This window comes from Eximiradius proteiniborus, assembly GCF_058546985.1.
Window position 1 is genome coordinate 2,283,751 of record NZ_CM178592.1, and the last position, 22,299, is coordinate 2,306,049.

Here is a 22,299-nt window from a genome sequence, read left to right on the forward strand (position 1 = left end):
CAATATATTTACTATATTTAAATATATTTTTCTTTCAAAGAAGGAGTTACTCTTTGAAAAATTTTACTTATTTTTTGCTTTCACTATTAATCTTCGCTGCTTGCACTCCTGTTGGGGCTCGTAATCAGTCTTCACCAAAAGGCAAATCACTCCCTGTCGAAACAAAAAATCGCTTCTCCGACACAACTTTTATTGATATCAACTATTCTCCACCAAAGGAAATGACTAAAAGCGTTCAAGCGATGAACGATGAACTAAAGCAAGCCATTGACCTTTATCACGATGGCAAAGTCAATGAAGCTTGCGAAATCTTTGCTCGTCTTCTAACCAATACCAATAAGCAAGCAAAAGACTATCAAATTCTTCTTTATTATTCTTCCGAATGCTACATTGCTAAAAATATGTTCGAACCGGCAAAAAAACTATTGACAGACATCCTTTCATTAGATGAACTATTTGACGATATTAAAGAAAAATCACTCGTGCGCCTTGGGCAGGTTTATTGTATTGAAAACAAAAAAACAGAAGCTGACCGTTTGTTTCGTCAGCTTCGTCGGGAATATCCTAAATCGAAATATATAAAACTTGCTGATTGCGATGCAATAAAGAAATAGCTAAATTAATATACTTGCAATAATTGTTGTCATAATATTTGTAAGTGCACCAATAATCATTGCTCTCAACCCAAGCTGGGCTATCTCGTTTCTACGTTCCGGTGCCATACTTCCAATTCCGCCAATTTGAATTGCAATTGAACTGAAATTTGCAAAACCACACAGTGCAAAAGCTGCTAATTTAGCTGTGCGTTCGCTTATTGCACCATTGCGAATTAGCACCGACAAATCAGAATAAGCGATGAATTCATTGATGCTCACTTTTGTTCCTACAAGACTTCCGAATACTTTTGCTTCTTCGGCTGGTATTCCTACCAAATATGCAAAAGGCTGAAATACTACTCCCAAAAGTTCTCTCAAACTGCTCGGAAACCAGGATATTCCAGTATGAACTAACTGTGCACTTATAAATCCCATAAAAGCGTCAATTACTGCAATTAAAGCTATAAATGCAATAAGCATTGCCATAATGTTAAGCGCCAGTTTCATACCGTCAGAAGCACCATTTGTTATTGCTACAAGTGCACTTTCCGACTTCGGAATATCCACTTTTTTGATGTCTTCCATCGTTTTTGTTCCATCTTGCGGTGGAATCGCAATTTTCGAAAGATACAATCCACCCGGAACAGAAATCAATGATGCAGTTATCAAAATCGTTGCCGATATGCCCATCTGCACAAACGCCGCCATCACTCCACCCGCTATCGTTGCAAATCCACAGACCATTATTGAATTAATTTCAGAGCGTGTCGCTGTCGGGATATAATGTCTGATAAGTAGCGGTGCTTCAGTTTGCCCCATAAATACATTTGCAGAACCCGAAAGTGATTCTATCCCGCTTGTTCCCATTGTTTTCATCATTACCCAAGCCATTCCTTGCACAATTTTTTGCATTACCCCAAAATGGTATAGCAACGAAACAAACGACGAGAAAAATATTATTGTTACCGAAACCACTACTGCAAACTGAAAGCCAAAAGTAGTTGCGAAATTTGGATTAATAACATTTCCAAATAAAAATTCAGCCGCCTTATTGCTGTATCCAAGAAATATTGCTACTTGGTCGCCGAACCATTTGAAAAATGCTACGCCAGCAGGAAAATTCAGCACTATCGCGCCGATTATAAATTGTAATGCTACTCCCCACAATACAATTCTCCACGGGAATTGTCTTTTTTTCTCGCTCATTATCCAAACAATGAACATTATCAGTAGCATCCCGAATACTGCTATTAATTTCTGTAGTAGCATAAATAATTCCTATTCAACTGTTACACTTTTTGCTAAATTTCGAGGTTGGTCGATTGGGCGTCCCAATTCTTTTGCAAAGAAATATGCCAGCAATTGCAACGGAACAACCGATAGAATTGGTGTAAGCATAGGTAAAGTTTCCGGAATATAAAATACATCATTTGCGAATTGCTTGATTTGTGTGTCTCCCTCTGTTGCAATGGCTATTACTTTTCCTCCGCGGGCACGCACTTCCTCAATATTTGAAAGTATTTTATGATAAATTTCATCTTTTGTCGCAATAAAAACAACCGGCATATTCTCGTCTATCAACGCTATCGGTCCGTGCTTCATCTCCGCGGCTGGGTATCCTTCTGCGTGAATGTATGATATTTCCTTTAATTTCAACGCACCTTCCAATGCAACCGGGAAATTATAACCGCGTCCTAAATAAAGTATGTTTTTGGCATATATATATTTCTTCGCAATTTGCTTTATGTCTTCGCAATGTCCTAATATTTGTGTTATTTTATCAGGCAATTGCATGATTTCATTTGCAATGCGTTTGCCATCAAGCTGCGAAAGATTTTTCATTCTTCCGAGATATAGTGCCACCAATGCAAGCACCATTACCTGCGATGTAAATGCCTTTGTCGAGGCAACCCCGATTTCTGGTCCTGCGTGAATGTAAATCCCGGCCTCTGTTTCACGTGCAATGGAACTTCCTACCACGTTCACTATTCCAAGCACTGTGCAGCCTTTCTGCTTTGCTTCATATACTGCTGCAAGTGTGTCTGCTGTCTCGCCACTTTGCGAAATTGCAAAAACAATATCATCGGGATATAGCACAGGATTGCGATAGCGAAATTCCGATGCGTATTCTACCTCTACTGGAATGCCTGCCAGTTGCTCAAACATATATTCACCCACCAATGCCGAATGCCACGAGGTTCCGCAAGCTGTAAATATTATTCGCTTTGCATTTCGTAGCTTTTCGGCTACATTTCGCAATCCTCCGAGCTTCACATTTCCTTTGTCTGCTATTAAACGTCCTTTGTACGCATTTTGAATTGTGTACGGTTGCTCGTGTATTTCTTTCAGCATAAAGTGTTCAAATCCACCTTTTTCAAGTTCCTCCAAATCGAATTCTATTTGATGAATTTGATTATTTGTCTCGATATTATCTATTGTCTTTGTTGCAAAATTATCTTTACAAACAATTGCCATTTCATTGTCCGAAAGATAAATGACTTGCTTTGTGTATTGAATAATTGCTGTTGCGTCACTTGCTACAATATATTCTCCGTCTCCAATTCCAAGCACCATCGGGCTACCTCTCCGGGCAGCTATGATTTTATCTGGCTCGTCTAATGATAACACCAGCAAACCAAACGTTCCAACAACCTCCGACAACGCTTTTCTGACAGATAATTCTAAATTGTTTGTTTGTTCATAAAATGCACCAATTAATACAGCAAGCACTTCTGTATCTGTTTCCGTATGAAATGAATAACCTCGCTTGATTAGTGCTTTTTTCAACAATCCATAGTTTTCAATTATTCCATTGTGCACAATTGAAATTCGTCCGCTGTTATCTCTATGTGGATGTGCATTTACATCGCTTGGAGCACCGTGTGTAGCCCAACGTGTGTGAGCTATCCCAATACTGCTTTTGTGATTTTTTCCTTCGAGTAAAGTCTCTAAATCTGCAACTTTTCCTTGCTTCTTGTAAGTTATTAATGCATCATCATCAATAATACTTAACCCAGCACTATCGTAACCTCGATACTCCAACCTTTTCAGTCCATTCACCAATACATCTACAGCCTGACGTTCTCCAATATATCCAACTATTCCGCACATATTTAACCTTTTTTTCAAACTACACAATATAACTTAACAAATATAGCAATTTATTATGTTCAAACTTAATAATTTGTTTTATGCTCATTTTTTTATAAAAACTGTAATTTCATTAAACCTCTTGAATTAAGCAATTGATTTACTCTTAATAATGTAAATAGAAATAACATAAAATATAGAAATGATGATTTCCATATTTAACAATCTAACACTTATGCTTATTATTAAATAAAAACACAAAATTATTAATTAACTTGTAAAATATTTTTATTTTTCATACATTTATACAATTATTGTTTATTATTTTTCAATTAATTACATAATATGATTGCTTTTGTCTATCTAAGTGTCGAATTTTCTAATATTTAATAAATTTTCAGGAGATTCTTATGAAAAAGTCTCTATTCCTTTTATTATGTGCTTTTGTGTATTTATCCGGTGTCGCTCCGTCTTTTGCTCAGTCACCGACAGCACAAGCACGCTATATCGCTGCAACAAATGTTCAATCGTCTTCATTATCCCTTGCCTGGATTAATGGCAATGGCAATCGCCGTATAGTGGTAGCTTATGATGCTACTGCTAATGGTGCACCCGACTGGACCGCTGTCAGAATCTATTTGAATAATTTGAACAGCGAATATACTGCAAATACTGATTTCTCTCTTGCTCCCGCAGTCGATGCAACTCTTTCTAACTACAAGGTAGTTGGTTTGCTCACAAGTTCTTCGAGAACTTTAACTGTTACCGGTCTAACGGCCGGGCACGAGTATTCGTTTCACGTGTTTGAGTATAATTATTATGGCACAACTGCCTATTATATGACTTCCGCTGGAACAACTTTAAATCCTCGCAATATTTCTACTGTTAATTTGTTGCCTCCGTCAGGTTTGACAAATGGCACTCTCACAAATAATTCAGCTAATATATCCTGGACTCACGCAGCCGGTGCCTTAGGCTATTATCTTGATGTTCGTATTAAAAACGGTGCTATTCTCACAAGCTACGATCTTCTGGATATTGGTTATGTCAATTCTTATGTAGTTGTTGGACTCTCTGCAGGCACTCAATATGAATGGAGACTTCGCTCATACAATGCTAATACAATTAGTGCAGCTTCAGCCTGGCAAGAGTTCACTACAGCTGCTGTCCCTGCTGCTCCTACTGTATCAAGTGTTGTTGCAACTCCAACTGTTTTGAACAAGGCTGGTAATGCATTCTCTATCGCCGTTACTTTTAGTGAAGAAATGGACCCAACAGCTATTGGCACTGTTACTTTTTCAACAGATGTCAGCACTACTCTCACTTTCAATTATGGCTACTGGAATTCAACCAATACAACCTATACCCTTGTTTATACTGTAAGTGCTCCTTCTAATCAGTATGCAGCAAATGTTGGGGTTACCGTTCCTACTGATTTTACAAGTGCCGCCGGTGTTGCTCTCTCCGCTGCACATACAGAAAATAATGTATTCACTATTGATAGACAAACTGCTACTGTTACCTCTGTCAGTTCTCAAACGTCAGATGGTACTTATGGCATTGGTTCTGCTATCAACGTTCGCATAACTTTTAGCGAACCAGTTACGTTTACTCCCAACAGTGGTAGTATGCAAATTGAACTTGAAACAGGAGCAACAGATAGATTTGCTACCTCAAACTCTTCTCAAACAAATACTACCACTCTTGATTTAACTTATACTGTTCAGGAAGGTGACGTTTCTGCAGATCTTGATTATACAGCCACAAATGCATTTACTTTGCTCGGCGATGCAACAATCAAAGATGCTGCCGGAAACGATGCAGTTCTTACATTGCCTGCTGTCGGTGGTGCTTCCTCTATTGCTGGTCAAAAGGCTATCGTTATTGATGGTGTGCGTCCCACTGTTACCTCAATCGCTAAGCAAACACCTGCTTCCCAGAAAACTAACGTTAATTCCGTTACCTGGCGTGTTCAGTTTAGCGAACCTGTTACAAATGCAAGTGTTACATCTGGTGATTTCGCATTAGCCGCAGTTTCTGGTGATATAACTGGTGCTTCGATTTCAACTGTCTCACCAACAGTTGCTAACGATCCACACGATTTATATGACGTTACTGCTGATGTTACCGGACTAAATGCCGAAATTAAACTCAATTTCACCGGTTCTGTAACAGATGCCGCAAACAATACTTCAAGCTCAAGCTATACTACCGGTGAAACATACCTTGTTGACCATACTAATCCATCTGCAACAGTTTCTTCGCCTGCTAACAACTCTTATCAGAAATCAATCACTCAAATTGCCGGAACTGCTTCTGATGCCGGAACCCCAAATTCTGGTGTTCAATCTGTTCAGGTCGCTGTTTGGATTGATAACGACTCAGATGGTTCATTTGATGCTGGTGATTATTACTGGGATGGCAATGACTGGACAACAGCAACTAATCAAACCTGGGTTGATGCTACTACTTCTAATGATTGGGCAAACTGGTCTTATTCATTGAGCATTTCTTCAGGCAATGCAACATATTACGTCGAACGTAAAGTAGTTGACTATGCTGGAAATACATTCTCTGATGCGGAAGGAACTACAACGCATAAATTCTATATTGACAACACTGCACCAACACAGAGTGCTCCAACAGTTACTGCTCTGAACGGAACTGTCAGAGCTGGCTACTATAACAAAACTAACACTGGTTTTAGAGTATCTGTTACACTTGATAATGATGCTTCTCTTGTAGGTGGCAACTTCAAAGTTCAATTCCAGACTGCAGACGATGCCGCATTTACTTCGAATGCTTCCGCTTGGGCTGATGTAACTGTAATCCCAACTCATTCTATCCAGAGTGGCGAACCAAACACTACTATTAATAAAGATCTTACTTCTGCAGAATTCGAAAATTTAGTGACAGAAGGCAAATATATTCGTTTCCGTGCTGTTACAACAGATGCCGCTGGCAATTCAACTAATGGCACTGAGTCTTCTTCGACACTCAGAGATATCACACTCCCGACTTTCTCCTCTTCGTCTAATGTTGGGGCAGCTTCTAACGGTGCAACTGACTTCATCGATATTACTTTCAGCGAGCCGGTCTATTCTGATAACGATGGCACAGGTGCTCTGATTGCTTCGGACTTCAGCCTTGCTTTTTCGGCTGGAACAGATGGTACAGCTACAGGGGCAACAATTGTAGGCATCAGGCAAGCCAATAGTTCAGATTATTCTGCCGCAACTGCTCTTTCCGGTGGAGAAACTACTGTCCGTGTTTTCTTTAATGTTACTGGCACGCCAAACGGAGGTGAAACTGTAACCATTACTCCTGCTGGTGCAAGCTCTATTTACGATGTTGCTGGCAATGCAATGCAAGCTTCTCAAACTACCGGTGCAAAACCTCTTCGCGACCAAACTCCTCCTCAAATTTATCTTGTAAGTGATAACGGTGCTACATTTGTAAAAGAAAATTCAACTGTTACTATTACTTTCTTTGTAACCGAAGTTGGTGGATTTACCACTGGTGTCAATCCTAACGTAGAAATCTTGCAAAATGATGGTTCCGCAATTGGTGCCGGTTCTTTTGCTACTTTCACAAGTCGTTCAGGTAGCGGCACTATAGGCGATCCCTATTCTTATTCATATACCTATACAGTTCCTTCCGGCGATTATCCTAACGTCCGTATTCGTGTAACAGCAACTGATGCAGCGGGTAATTCTGCAACTCCTTTTGTGCTCACTACCAATACTTTCAGCATTGACAACACTGCTCCAGTGCAGAATGCAGTTCAATTTACTGCTTTGAACGGCACTATCGTTGCCAATAGCTACAATTCAACTAACAATGGTGTCCAGCTCACAATTCCTCTTGCAAACGATGTTTCTCTTGTTGGTGGTAACTTTATAGTTCAATATCAAACAGCAGATGACGACGCATTTACATCTAATCCTTCCAGTTGGACAAATCTTACAGATATTCCTACTCATAATATCACTAATGGTCAGCAGGGAACTAATATTACCAAGACCCTTACAGATGCTCAATTTACTGCTCTTGTTCAGGAAGACAAATTCATTCGTTTCCGTGCTGTTACAACAGATGCCGCTGGCAATTCAACTCAAGGTAGTGCTTCTTCCTCTGTAAAACGTGATGAAACCGCTCCGGCTCTTTCAACTGTAGAAATTACTTCTAATAATGCTGTTAATAATCTTGCAAAATCTGGTAATGTTGTTACTTTATCAATCGTTGCTCCTTCTGATATTCAAAGCCCGACTGTAGTTTTCAAAAGCAACAATACTACTCTGACAAACGCCGTTAATATCGCCGGTGGTCCTACAAGTTGGACTGCAACTGTAACTGTTCACGCAAGTGATCAGGACGGTTTAATCACATTTACTATAGATTACTCTGATATTTATGGCAACCCCGGCAATCAGGTTACCGCTACCACAAATTCCTCGAGCGTTACAATTGATAACACTGTTCCTGCCAATTCCCAGATTTCTTCTGTTGTTACAACTGGTGGAACAATCGTTGCCGGATATTGGAATTCTACTAATACTGGCTTGGAATTAACCGTTCCGGTTCCAAACGACGCTTCGCTTGTGGATGGTACAATCCAGCTTCAGGCAAGTCGGGATAATTTTGCAACACCACTCAATCTTGGCTCTGCTTACACAATTCAAAACTCTGATTTGAACACTAATAAAGTTATGACAATTACTGATGCTACTTTCGAAGCACTCGCTGGCTTTGCTGATGGTGATGTATTTAAATTCCGTGCAGTGCTTACTGATAAAGCAGGCAACCAAACTGCTGGCACTGCTGCTGCAACTACTATTACCATAGACCAAACTGCTCCTGCTTCCGCTAATATCGCTTCTCGCACTGCTACCGGTGGCACAATCGTATCAAACTATTTCAATAATACCAATACCGGTGTGAGTGTTGTAGTTGATATACCTAACGATGCAACTTTAGAAGGTGGTAATGCAGTTTTGCAAGCTCGTGTTGGTACAAATCAATTTGTAAACGTCGGTGCATTAACAAATACAATCTTAAATTCTGAAATAAATAGCACAAAGACGCTGACTGTAGCTCGCTCTGGCTCTGCAAATATTGATTTAGAAGAACTCGACGGCTGGGCTTCAGGTGTTAATATTGATTTCCGTGTTGTTCTTACTGATATTGCCGGAAACACTACAAATGGCAGCACTTTCGCTACTCCTCTTGCTGTTGATATTGTTGCTCCAAACGCTCCTGTTGTTACCTTGAATAACGGCAATACAATTAATTTAACAAATGTAACAAATGTTTCATTGAGCTTTACTCACGGTGGTGGTGATATTGCTACATACAATTATTCAATCAGCGATGGAACAAATACCATTAGCCAGGCTGATCAGGCTATTTCCGTTTCGCCTGTTACTATCACCGGCTTAGATCTTTCGACCCTTGACGATGGAACTATTACGGCTACAGTAACTCTTCGCGATGCTGCAGGTAACTTATCTAATGCAGGTCAGGACACAGAAACCAAAAATGCCAACGCAGCTACTGTCCAAAATGTTACTGTTACAAACGTTAACGGCACCTACGGAATTGGCTCGAACATTAATGTTAGAGTTACTTTCAATAAAGTCGTTGCTTTCAATCCTGGTGATGGCACTCTTCAACTTCAGCTCGAAACCGGAACCACTGATAGATATGCTACAACTAATACTGCTCAGTCTATTGTAGATGGTAAAAACTACATTGATTTAGTTTACGTAGTTCAGGAAGACGACTATAATTCTGATTTAGATTATGTTTCAACAGGTTCCTTATCATTAACCGGCACAGCCGTTATTACTGATATTGATGGCAACCCTGTTACTGTGCTTACTCTCCCGGCAGTTGGCGGAGCAAATTCTATCGCTGGTCAAAAAGCAATTGTGATTGATGGTGTCAAACCAACATTTGCATTACAATATTTCTATAATACTGCACTCACAGTCCCATATATAGACAATGCAAAATTTAGCACAAGCAATGCTGCTTATCTGAGAATTACTTCTTCAAAACCTCTTGCTTCTGCTCCGGTTATATCTATTAATTCACAAGGTTCTTCAAACGATGTCAATAATGTTACCGCTACCGCTGTCGGTGGTAACAATTTCAGAATTAACCGCACTTTTGTAAATGATCCAAATACTGATGGAACTAAACGCGAACGCATTACTATTACCGCTACAGACCTTGCAGGAAACAGTGTTACTGCTCAGTTAGGTGAATCGGATCATCCGGAAACAGGTAATCCTGCTGTTTCTAACTACATTACTGCCGGCACAACCACTGCTAAACTTGGATACATTGATTGCTCTGCTCCTTCATTCACAGTTGAATACTTCTCTGATTTGAATTTAACTACTTCACTTGGGGCAAATCCTCGCTTGAAAGCTGGCACTTACTACATTAAAATTGTTGCTAACGAGGCCCTCGCTTCTGCTCCTTCAGTTACAATTAATGCCGAAGGTTCTGCAAACGATGTTACTGCCGCTCTTGCTACTTTGGTTTCTGGCAACACTTATAGATATACCCGTACTATTGTTAATGATGTCGCTGCTGTTGGTGCAACCCCGGAAACTATTACTATTTACGGAATAGATGAAGCAGGCAACGAAGCTAATAATGTTGTTCCGACAACTCACGGCAACACTGCCGTCTATACCGATACAAAATCGCCTGTTATTTCTCCTGTTTCTATCGTATCAAATAATACTACTCAAACAAATAAAGCATTAATAGGCGATCAGGTGAAAATTACTTTGGTTTCTGATGAAACTCTTACAGGCGTTACTGCTAATTCAATAACAAGTGGTGGAAATGCTGTTACAAATACTCCAACAATTACTAATCCAAGCGGAAATACTTGGGAAATTGCTTATATTGTTCATACAAATGATACCGATGGTTTGGTTGCTTTCAACTTAACCGCTACAGACCTTGCTGGAAATACTTCGACCGTCTTGGCTACAACTGATGCATCTTCTGTAACTGTTGATAAAGCTCCTCCTGCTGTTACTACACTTACCAATACAACACAATTCGGTAATGATCGCTGGGCTCGCACTGGTGAGCAAATCACAGTGAATTTAGTAACTAATGAACCTGTTGCTGTCAATACTGCAACAATCGGTGGCAAAACTTTGACTGTTAGCCCGAATGCCGGATTTAACACAACATATACATTAACTTATACAACCGATGGCACAGAAACTGAAGGTGCTATGAACTTATCTATTGGAGTAATTGATCAGGCTGGTAATGCTGCTACATTTACTCACGCCGATCTTACCGGTGGTTCATTGCAAATTGTATTCGACAAAACTCTTCCTTCTATTTCTGCTGGCACTATCACTGCTCCGGATGCTTCTACAATTTGGGCAACCGGTTCGCATAATATAGAATGGACTGTCGGAAATATTACTGATGGTGGTAGTGGACTTGCTTCAACTCCAATCACTCTCGAATATTTTGATGGCACCAACTGGAATACAATTCAGAGCAATCTTGCAAATACCAGTCCATTCGCTTGGAATGTGCCAAATATCAATACTAATGCCACAAAAATCCGTTTGACTGCTGTTGATAATGCCGGAAATACTGCATCTCAGGAAAGTGCTGTGTTTACAATCGATAATATTGGTCCTTCCGTTGTGCTTTCCAATAATATTTCTAACAGACAAGAAGTAAAACAAGGTTCAGTTGTCAAAATTATTGCAACATTTACAGATGTTTCGCCAATTTCAGAATCTACTGTACCTACAATTTCTATTACTAATGGCAATGGCACCGGAAATGATATTGTAAATGCTTCAATGAGCAAGACATCCAATACAGAATGGTATTACGACTGGACAGTTCCAAACGGAGACTTCACCTGCAATATAAGCGTTTCCGCAACAGATGTTGCCGGCAACTCCAATCAAGTCCCAACCGGAGTTACTTCATACATTGTTGATAATACACAGCCAACTGTTGTCTTATCCAATAACCTTTCAAATACAAACTGTGTTCGCAATTCCGATGGAACTCTTACAATTACAGCTACATTTACTGAAACAAACACTATTAATGAAACTATTCCTCCAAAAATTACAATTACAAATGGCGCTGGAAATGGTAGCGATATTACAAATGTAAATATGACCAAATCAACCAACAAAGTCTGGACTTACACCTGGACTATTCCAAACGACAACCTTAATGCTCTTGTTTGTAACATTAGTATTTCTGCATCAGACCTTGCTGGAAATACCAATCAGGCTGCAACTGGTATTAACTCTATTACTGTGGACAATGTTAGACCTTCTGTCGCTCTGTCTTCTGCTTCGACAACTTATGTTAATGCTCCATATAGCGTAACTGTTACTTTCAGTGAGCAGGTAGATGGTTTTGCGCAAACCGATATCGTAAAAACAGGCACAGCAAATGCTACAATTTCTGATTTTACAACTTCTGATAATATCACATGGACATTTACTGTTACTCCTTCTTCAGAAGGTTCAATCATCCTTGATATACCGGAAAATGTTGCAAACGATTGTCCCGGCAATCTAAATACAGCTTCCAATACATTAACCCGAATTTATGATGTATCCGCTCCGTCAATTCCAACACGCACAATTGCAACAAGTGGAAACGAAGTCGGTGGAACAAAGTATGCTAAAATTGGTGAGGTAATTACTCTTACTCTTCAAGCTTCTAAACCGATCACTCAACCAACTGTTACAATTGGCGGATCTTCTGCAAATCTCACCGGAGTTGCACCAACAACAGACTACACTGCAACATTAACTGTTTCAGAAACTGTACCTGCTGCTGATGGCTCTGCTGCAATCAATGTTTCAAGCTATACAGACCAGGCAAGTAACCCTGGACCTACATACACCACTTTGAGTTCTGGTTCATTTGTTGTTGTAGACCGTGTGAAGCCATCCATCACTGCAGCTGGTAATGTTACTGTCGGTTCTGGTGCTACTAATAGATTTTTCGTTGATATTACATTTAATGAAGGTGTATATACAAACGCAAACGGCACCGGTGCTTTAACTGTTTCGGATTTTGATACTCCAATAATTGTTACTGGCAGCGATGGTGCAGTTACCTCCGCAACGATTACACACGTAACACAACCAAATAACTCTAACCCTGCTTTTGCTAGCCCACTTCTTGCCGGAGCTACTCAGGCAAGAGTATTCTTTACTACAAATGCTGCTCCAACAGGTGTTGAAACAATCAATATTCCTCTTAAAAATAGCGAAGTATTTGATATTGCCGGAAATGATGCACTCAATCAATCTACAACTCCAAAAACACTTCCGGACCGCAGCGCCCCAACTATTTCCAATATTGCTGTAAACGGTGTTTCAAACGGTCAGGTTTGGAAAAAGCAAGGCGACGTTGTTACTATCACTTTCAATATTGTTGAGGTTAGCGGTATTCAAGGCAATCCTGATGTTGTTCTTACCGACCAATCTTCAAATACATATTATCCTGTTTATCAAAGCGTTTCCGGTACTGGAACTATTGCCAACCCATATTTATACACTTACACTTATAATGTTGGGGCTGGTAATACCACTATGAATATTACAGTATCTGCAACTGATAATAATAATTTCACTGGAAATGCATCATTAAATAATGCTTTCACTGTTGATAATATCGCTCCGGAAGTTCAGTCTATTACCCGCAACCCGGTAACAAATGGCAGTAATTATATAACAAACGACGATGTCGTTTCATTTACTGTTGTTTTCAGCGAACCTGTTACTGGATTTGACAACTCAAAAGTAACATTGAACACAACTGGAACAGTCAATAACCCAAGCATTACCGTAACACAAAATACACCATCTAATTATACTGTTACTCTTGGAAGTTCTTCTATAGTTACTGGTGACGGCACCATTGGAATAACTGTAAATAATACCACAATTACTGATTACGCACTTAATCAATTAAATCCTACTGCTAACGGTGTTTCTCCGTTGTTTACAATAGATAATTCAATACCTTCAGTAGCGAGCATTACAGCATCTCCGACAACGATAAACGGAACGTATGTAGGTACAGGAACATTCACAATAACAGTAGTATTTAATGAGGATATGGACGCAGGTGTAGCGCCGGTGATAACCTTCCCCGCAGAGAACCCGACATCGTTAAGTTATGCGAGTGGATTATGGAGCAATGCTACAACGTATGTAGCAACATATAATGTAACGAACAATGGTTTGATATTATCGGATATAGACATAAGAGTAACAGGCGGTAAGGACGTAGCAGGTAACGTGATGGCACAAACAGATGCAGCAGATAAATTTAATATTAATTTGAACACACCGACATTGACAAGTGTAGGTATAGCATCGAACAATGCGAATACGTCGTATGCGAAGGTAGGCGATGAGGTAACGATAACGATAGTAGGTTCGGAAGCATTGCAGAATGTAACTGCAACAATCAATGGAGTAGCAGCTACAATAGCAGGCAGTGGAGCGAACTGGACAGCGAAGGCAGTAATGACAGCAGGGATGAACGAGGGCTTGGTAACATTTGCGATAAACTATGAGAATACGGCAGGCAATCCAGGCAGTACAGTAACAACGACAACGAACTCAAGTAGTGTTACTTTCGACAAAACTCAACCTGTTCTGACAATTACAGCACCGGCTGAGAATACAAAAGTAAACGGCAGCCAGGCATTGACCTATACAGCCAATGATACACACTTAGGAACAACCCGTGCAAGAGTAAGCAATAGCACACCGGCTGGAACATTTACAGCATTTGTATCTGGTTCGCAAATATCGACGATAGACGGCTGGGCAAATGTAGCAGATGGTTCATCCTTTACAGTAGAATTAGAGAATACAGATCTAGCAGGCAATCAAACAATAATCACCCGCAACTTTAATAAAGATGTAACAATTCCGACAGTAGCGAGCATTACAGCATCTCCGGCAACGATAAACGGTGCGTATGTAGGCACAGGAACATTTACGATAACAGTAGTATTTAATGAGGATATGGACGCAGGTGTAGCGCCGGTGATAACCTTCCCCGCAGAGAACCCGACATCGTTAAGTTATGCGAGTGGATTATGGAGCAATGCTACAACGTATGTAGCAACATATAATGTAACGAACAATGGTTTGATATTATCGGATATAGACATAAGAGTAACAGGCGGTAAGGACGTAGCAGGTAACGTGATGGCACAAACAGATGCAGCAGATAAATTTAATATTAATTTGAACACACCGACATTGACAAGTGTAGGTATAGCATCGAACAATGCGAATACGTCGTATGCGAAGGTAGGCGATGAGGTAACGATAACGATAGTAGGTTCGGAAGCATTGCAGAATGTAACTGCAACAATCAATGGAGTAGCGGCTACAATAGCAGGCAGTGGAGCGAACTGGACAGCGAAGGCAGTAATGACAGCAGGGATGAACGAGGGCTTGGTAACATTTGCGATAAACTATGAGAATACGGCAGGCAATCCAGGCAGTACAGTAACAACGACAACGAACTCAAGTAGTGTTACTTTCGACAAAACTCAACCTGTTCTGACAATTACAGCACCGGCTGAGAATACAAAAGTAAACGGCAGCCAGGCATTGACCTATACAGCCAATGATACACACTTAGGAACAACCCGTGCAAGAGTAAGCAATAGCACACCGGCTGGAACATTTACAGCATTTGTATCTGGTTCGCAAATATCGACGATAGACGGCTGGGCAAATGTAGCAGATGGTTCATCCTTTACAGTAGAATTAGAGAATACAGATCTAGCAGGCAATCAAACAATAATCACCCGCAACTTTAATAAAGATGTAACAATTCCGACAGTAGCGAGCATTACAGCATCTCCGGCAACGATAAACGGTGCGTATGTAGGCACAGGAACATTTACGATAACAGTAGTATTTAATGAGGATATGGACGGAGGCGTAGCGCCGACGATAACCTTCCCAGTAGAGAACCCGACATCGTTAAGTTATGCGAGTGGATTATGGAGCAATGCTACAACGTATGTAGCAACATATAATGTAACGAACAATGGTTTGATATTATCGGATATAGACATAAGAGTAACAGGCGGTAAGGACGTAGCAGGTAACGTGATGGCACAAACAGATGCAGCAGATAAATTTAATATTAATTTGAACACACCGACATTGACAAGTGTAGGTATAGCATCGAACAATGCGAATACGTCGTATGCGAAGGTAGGCGATGAGGTAACGATAACGATAGTAGGTTCGGAGGCATTGCAGAATGTAACTGCAACAATCAATGGAGTAGCGGCTACAATAGCAGGCAGTGGAGCGAACTGGACAGCGAAGGCAGTAATGACAGCAGGGATGAACGAGGGCTTGGTAACATTTGCGATAAACTATGAGAATACGGCAGGCAATCCAGGCAGTACAGTAACAACGACAACAAACTCAAGTAGCGTTACTTTCGACAAAACTCAACCTGTTGTTTCAATACTTACTCCTTCAAGTGGAACAAAAGTCAATAACCGTCAGATTACCTTCAATGTTACTGAAGCAAATGTAGGCAATACAACAGCATCTGCTGATGGAGCTACTTTTGTTGCGTTTACAAGTGGTATGTTGGCAAATCAAGTGGGTGGCTTCTCATTATTACCTGAAGGTTCGTTCACTGCAACAATTCGCCATATTGATGCAGCAGGAAATATTGGTGAAGCAACCATTAATCTTATCAAAGACGTAACTCCACCTGATATTTCTTCAATTTCACTAAATTGCAGTAACTCAGTTGTTACTATTAATTTCACAGAACCGGTTTATGGCAATGCTGATGCTACAGGTACATTATCAGATAGTAAGTTTTCCGTTAGCCGAACAGGTTCAGGAGCAAATGTTTCTGGTTTCTATTTAAATCCTGTTCCACCTGCTGGTTCATCTACTTCAACAATGACTTTAATATGGAGTGGTTCCTTCACTGGAAATGAATTATTAAACGTTGATGCAATAAACAATACATCTATTTACGATGAAGCAGGTAATGCAATGGTTTCGGGCACTCCTGCATCATACAATTCCAATATACCAATTACAGTTAATCAGCATCCACAAAATACTGCTGTATGTGTTGGATTGCCTGCTACTCTGACTGTGAATGCCAATGGTGGATTTTCAACTACTTATCAATGGCAGGTCAATTCTGGCAGTAGCTGGGCAGATATAACTAACGATGCCACTTACAGCGGTGCAACAACTAACACCCTTTCAATTAATTCTACCTTACTTTCAATGAACGGATGGCAATATAGAGTTGTTATCTCTAACAATTGCTATAATGGAGTAAATGCAACAGTTTCTAACGTTGCTACTCTTACAGTTAATCCTAATACAGATATTACTCAAAGCCCGCAAAACGTTACTATTTGTCAGGGTTCAGTAGCTAATCTGTCTTTTACTGCAACTGGCACTTTACCACTTTCTTACACTTGGCAGTATTATAACGGTTCAAATTGGGTTAATGCAGCTGATGGAACTCCTGCAAACGCAGTATATACTAATTTAGGAACAAACAATATTAGTATTTCTGGTCTTTCCTCCGGAACTCATCAGTTCCGTGTAGTTGTAAACGGTGGCTGTGGACTTGCTCAGACGTCATCTACAGCAACTGTTACAGTTAATCCACTGCCAAATGCAAGCATATCATCTAATGGTCCGACATCTTTCTGCTCCGGTGGTAATGTTACTCTTACCGCAGCTGAACCAACAGCCGCAAATATTACTTATCAATGGTACAAAGATGGTTCACCGATTGCAAATGCTAACGATAGAGAACTTACTGTTAACCAAACAGGTAGTTATTCTGTAACTGTTTCGAATACTTCAACTAATTGTTCTGCTTCAACTGCTTCTCCAACTTCAGTTACAGTTTATCCGTTACCAGTTCCTACAATTTCTGGGACTAATATTACAACAACTGGTGTAGATATTACACTTGAAACCGAACAAAATATGAGCAATTACACTTGGAATGTTGACGGTGGAACAATTTCTGTCAATAATGGTTATCAAATTACTGTTAGCTGGGCTACCACTGGTGTTAAAAATGTAACTGTTACATATACTGACCAGAATGGGTGCCAACCTGCTCAACCTACTGTTTATCAAGTTGGCGTTGGTGTTTCTTGCATAAATGTTGCTATTACTCAGCAGCCAACAGCAAGCCAAACTGTTTGCGAAGGATCTAATGTTACTCTTTCTGTTACTGCAACCGGCACAAACCCGGAATACGCTTGGTATAAGCAAGGCAGTGCTGTTGTTCTAAGCACCAATTCTACACTTGTTCTGAACAACATTCAAATTGCTGATGCAGGTCTGTATTATGTTGTTGTATCTAACAATTGTTCATCTGTTCAATCAAATGATGCCGTTGTTAATGTAACAAACAATGCAATACCATCAGTTTCTATTGCAATAAGCTCAGGATCAAACCCAACTTGTGCCGGCAATCCTGTTACCTTTACAGCTACTCCGACTAACGGCGGTGCTACTCCTTCATATCAATGGAAAGTCAATGGAAACAATGTTGGTAATAATCAACCTACATATACTTACATACCACAAAACAATGATGTTGTAACTGTTGAAATGACTTCAAGTTTAACTTGTGTAACAACTCAGACAGCTTCTTCTAACTCAATTGTGATGACCGTCAATCCTATACCTGCTGCTCCATCTGTTTCACCAGTCGTTCATACTTATTCTGGCACTTATGCTCCTGCATTGACGGCTTCTGGTCAGTCAGGTGCCATATTCAAGTGGTATTCAGATGCCGGATTAACTAATCTTGTCTTCACTGGTAATACTTTCAACCATACTCACAAAGATGCAGGCACTTATACCTATTATGTTACTCAAACTGTTTCTAATTGTGTAAGTGCAGCAGCAATTGCTACCGTTACTATCAATAAGGCTCAGCTTACTGTTACAGCAGACAATAAATCTAAAACTTATGGACAATCAGACCCTGTATTTACATATTCAATTACCGGTTTTGTCGGTGGTGAAGATGTCAATAATGCCAATGTTACTGGTTCCCCGATACTTAGCCGCCAAAATGGTGAAGATGTCGGAACATACAGCATTACTGTTGATTTGAACGATCTTTCGGCTCCAAACTATACGTTTACTCCTCAAAATGGAACTCTTACAATTAATAAGGCTACTCTTACATTTACTGCTGACGACAAATCTAAATGTCAAGGTTCACCAAATCCAAACTTGACTTATTCAGTAACTGGTTTCGTTTATGCTGAGAATGAATCTGTATTGGATCAATTACCAAATATCAATACAACTGCTGATGTTAATTCACCTGCTGGCACTTATCCGATAACTTTATCTGGAGGAAGTGATAATAATTATAATTATTCCTTCGTAAATGGAGCCTTAACTGTTTATCCGCTTCCTGTGCCTACTATCAGTGGTCCTACAAGCAGTCAGGTGGGTGTTGCAATTACTCTTAATACTGAAATAAATAAAATCAACTACATTTGGACAGCACAAGGCAATCCTACTATTACAAATGGCAACACTTCATCTCCTTCATTTGTCTGGAGCACTGCTGGTAATTATATCGTTACTGTTACATATACTGATAATAATGGTTGCACCGGTACATCGAGTAATTATACTGTAAATATTTCTGATGTTTGCAATAATGTTTCTATTAGCACACAACCACAGGATCAGACTGCTTGTGTAGGTGGAAACGCAACATTTAGCGTGGTAGCTACTGGTACAAATCCACAATATGCTTGGTATAAGCAAGGCAATCCAACTGTTCTTAGCACATCAAGCTCGCTTACAATCTCACCAGTGCAACTTTCAGATGCAGGTCAATACTACGTAGTAGTATCGAATAACTGTCCATCAATTGTTACATCAAACACTGTAACACTTACTGTTAATAATGTTCCTGCTCAGCCAGGTGCAATTACAGGAAATACAACAGTATGTGCCGGAACAAATGGAGTAACTTACTCAGTTACAAATGTTCCGGGCGTAACCTATACTTGGTCATATAGTGGTAATAATGTTACAGTTGCAAGTGGTCAAGGAACAAATGAAGTAACATTGAACTTTGCTGCAAACGCAACAAGTGGCACATTATCTGTTACACCATCGAACTCTTGTGGCAACGGAACTGCTCAGACATTAGCTATAACAGTTAATGCATTGCCAACTATTACTGCTCAGCCACAAAATACATCAGTAGTTGAAGGTTCTAACGCTACATTCACCGTTTCAGCAACTGGCGGCACACTCTCATATCAGTGGCAGGAAAACGACGGAAACGGTTGGAATGATATCGCTGGTGAAACATCTTCGACGCTCACGCTAAACAGTGTAACAGCATCAATGGATGGCTACCAGTACAGAGCTGTTATAACAAACAACTGCGGTAGTCAAAACTCAAATGCTGCAACTCTTACATTAATTGCTGCAACCCCAACTCAACAACCATCGTTCACACTTTCTTCATCCAAGACATCTATCAGCGTCGCTAGTATAACACCACCAACTACTCCGACTGCAACAGGTATGTTTAGATTGTTCCTCGCAATCCAAGGCGGTGGCTCACCTACACAGAACCCAGTCAATGGAAACAGCTATGGTGCAAACTCAGATTGGACATTTGCTCCTGTTCTTGGCAATGGTAGAGTAGTAAGCGATGGCAGTGTAACATCATTCTCGATAATTAATGTGCCAAGCAATACTTTATTCCGCATCATTGCATACGGCTACAACCAGATTGGTTCAAACGTATCATCGAGAGTATACAATACAACGTTAGGTGCAGATAACAACAAGACAGTTAAGACCAAGCTAAAGGAAGCATTCGAAGATGAGGTAATCAGCGGAACAACATTTGATGTAAGCCGCGTAGCACCGAACCCGGTATCGAACGAGATGTATTTGGATGTAATTGGTGGAAATGCAAATGCATACACATTCGAACTATACAATTCAGTAGGCGAACGAGTATTCACACGAGTAATGGAACTTCCGGCAGGTAGAAACGAAGTAGTGCTTTCGGTACAGAATGCAGCAGGAGTTCTGCCGGCAGGAGTATACAACTTACGAGTTCACAACGGTTCAGAGTACATTGACCAACGCATAGTGATTATGCCATAACGCATATGCTATCATACAAAAGAAAAGAAGCAGCCTCATCTGGGGCTGCTTCTTTATTTATTCTAAAATTAAGAATTCTTATTAAATCATTCCTAATTCTTTTCCAACTTTAATGAATTTTTCAATAGCAAAATCAATATGTTCGCTTTCGTGTGCAGCTGAAATCTGAACACGTATGCGGTCCTTGCCTCTTGGCACAACAGGGAATGAAAATGCTACAACATAAACACCTTCTTCAAGCATACGATTTGCAAAATCTACTGCCAATTGCGAACAATTCGGATATTTGCCGAACATAATTGGAGTAATTGGATGTATTCCGGGAAGAATGTCAAATCCAGCTTCCGTCATTGCTTTACGGAATTTCTTTGTGTTCTCTTCAAGCTTATCCCGAAGTTCAGTAGAAGCAGTAAGAATTTCTAAACATTTTATTGTTGCACCTACTACTGCCGGAGCAACTGTATTCGAAAACAAATATGGACGAGCCTTGTTGCGCATCCAGTCAATGATTTCTTTTCTACCTGAAATACATCCACCAGATGCTCCTCCAAGTGCCTTCCCAAACGTTGTTGTAATAATATCAATTCTATCCATTACCCCATAAAGTTCGTGTACCCCACGGCCAGTTTTTCCCATAAAACCAGACGAATGGCTTTCGTCAATCATTACAAGTGCATCATATTTCTCTGCTAAATCGCAAATTTCATCCAATTTTGCAATATCTCCATCCATCGAGAAAACGCTATCTGTAGCAATTACCTTGAAACGGCAGCCAGCTTCGTTTGCTTCTTTTAAGCAACGTTCCAATCCTTTTGCCATTTTGCCTGTTGCTGGATCTTCTTCTTCCACATCACGCATATCACTATGCTTGTATATCCAGCGTTTAGCCTTCGATAAGCGTATCCCGTCAATAATCGAAGCGTGATTGAGTGCATCTGTGATAATTGCGTCTTCTTCTTGAAAGAGTGGTTCGAATACTGCACCATTCGCATCAAAGCAGGAACTAAATAATATCGTATCTTCCGTTCCTAAAAATTCCGACATTTTTCTTTCCAGTTCTTTGTGTATATCCTGTGTACCACATATAAATCTTACCGAGGAAAGTCCAAATCCACGACTGTCAAGCGCCTGGTGTGCTGCTTTTACAAGCTCCGGATGTGATGACAAACCAAGATAATTATTTGCACAAAAGTTTAATACTTCTTTGCCACGAACGATAATTTTAGCCGCCTGAGGGCTCTCAATTATCCTTTCGTGCTTATAAAGCTTTTGCTCTTCTAATGTTTGAAGTTCTTTTTGCAAGAACTCTTTCATTTTTCCAAACATTTTCTATCTCCAAAAAAAACAAAAAAAGTTCTGCAAAATATGAA

At 40.1% G+C, this 22,299-nt stretch carries 5 protein-coding genes; 2 read left to right on the forward strand and 3 right to left on the reverse strand.

The window, feature by feature from the left end; all coding sequences use genetic code 11:
* The first annotated feature begins 53 nt into the window (after positions 1-53).
* Positions 54-614, forward strand: a complete 561-nt coding sequence (locus ACY2LT_RS09420) for a tetratricopeptide repeat protein (protein ID WP_491815356.1) — start codon at positions 54-56, stop codon at positions 612-614.
* Here the strand turns inward: ACY2LT_RS09420 and ACY2LT_RS09425 are convergent, their stop codons facing one another.
* Complete coding sequence (locus ACY2LT_RS09425) at positions 615-1,865, reverse strand: NupC/NupG family nucleoside CNT transporter (protein WP_491815358.1); 1,251 nt, start codon at positions 1,863-1,865, stop codon at positions 615-617.
* A gap of 9 nt (positions 1,866-1,874) precedes the next feature.
* Positions 1,875-3,707: a glutamine--fructose-6-phosphate transaminase (isomerizing) gene (gene glmS, locus ACY2LT_RS09430; RefSeq protein WP_491816788.1), complete on the reverse strand. Its 1,833-nt coding sequence runs from the start codon at positions 3,705-3,707 to the stop codon at positions 1,875-1,877.
* A 389-nt stretch (positions 3,708-4,096) separates the two neighbouring features.
* Between glmS and ACY2LT_RS09435 the strand changes: the two genes are divergently transcribed.
* A complete protein-coding gene (locus ACY2LT_RS09435) occupies positions 4,097-20,929 on the forward strand; it encodes an MBG domain-containing protein (RefSeq protein ID WP_491815359.1) in 16,833 nt (5,610 codons plus the stop codon).
* Between the two features lie 81 nt (positions 20,930-21,010).
* On the opposite strand, the gene kbl is transcribed toward ACY2LT_RS09435, so the two are convergent.
* Positions 21,011-22,255, reverse strand: coding sequence for a glycine C-acetyltransferase (gene kbl / locus ACY2LT_RS09440; RefSeq protein ID WP_491815360.1), 1,245 nt, complete (start codon positions 22,253-22,255; stop codon positions 21,011-21,013).
* Between the last annotated feature and the right edge of the window lie 44 nt (positions 22,256-22,299).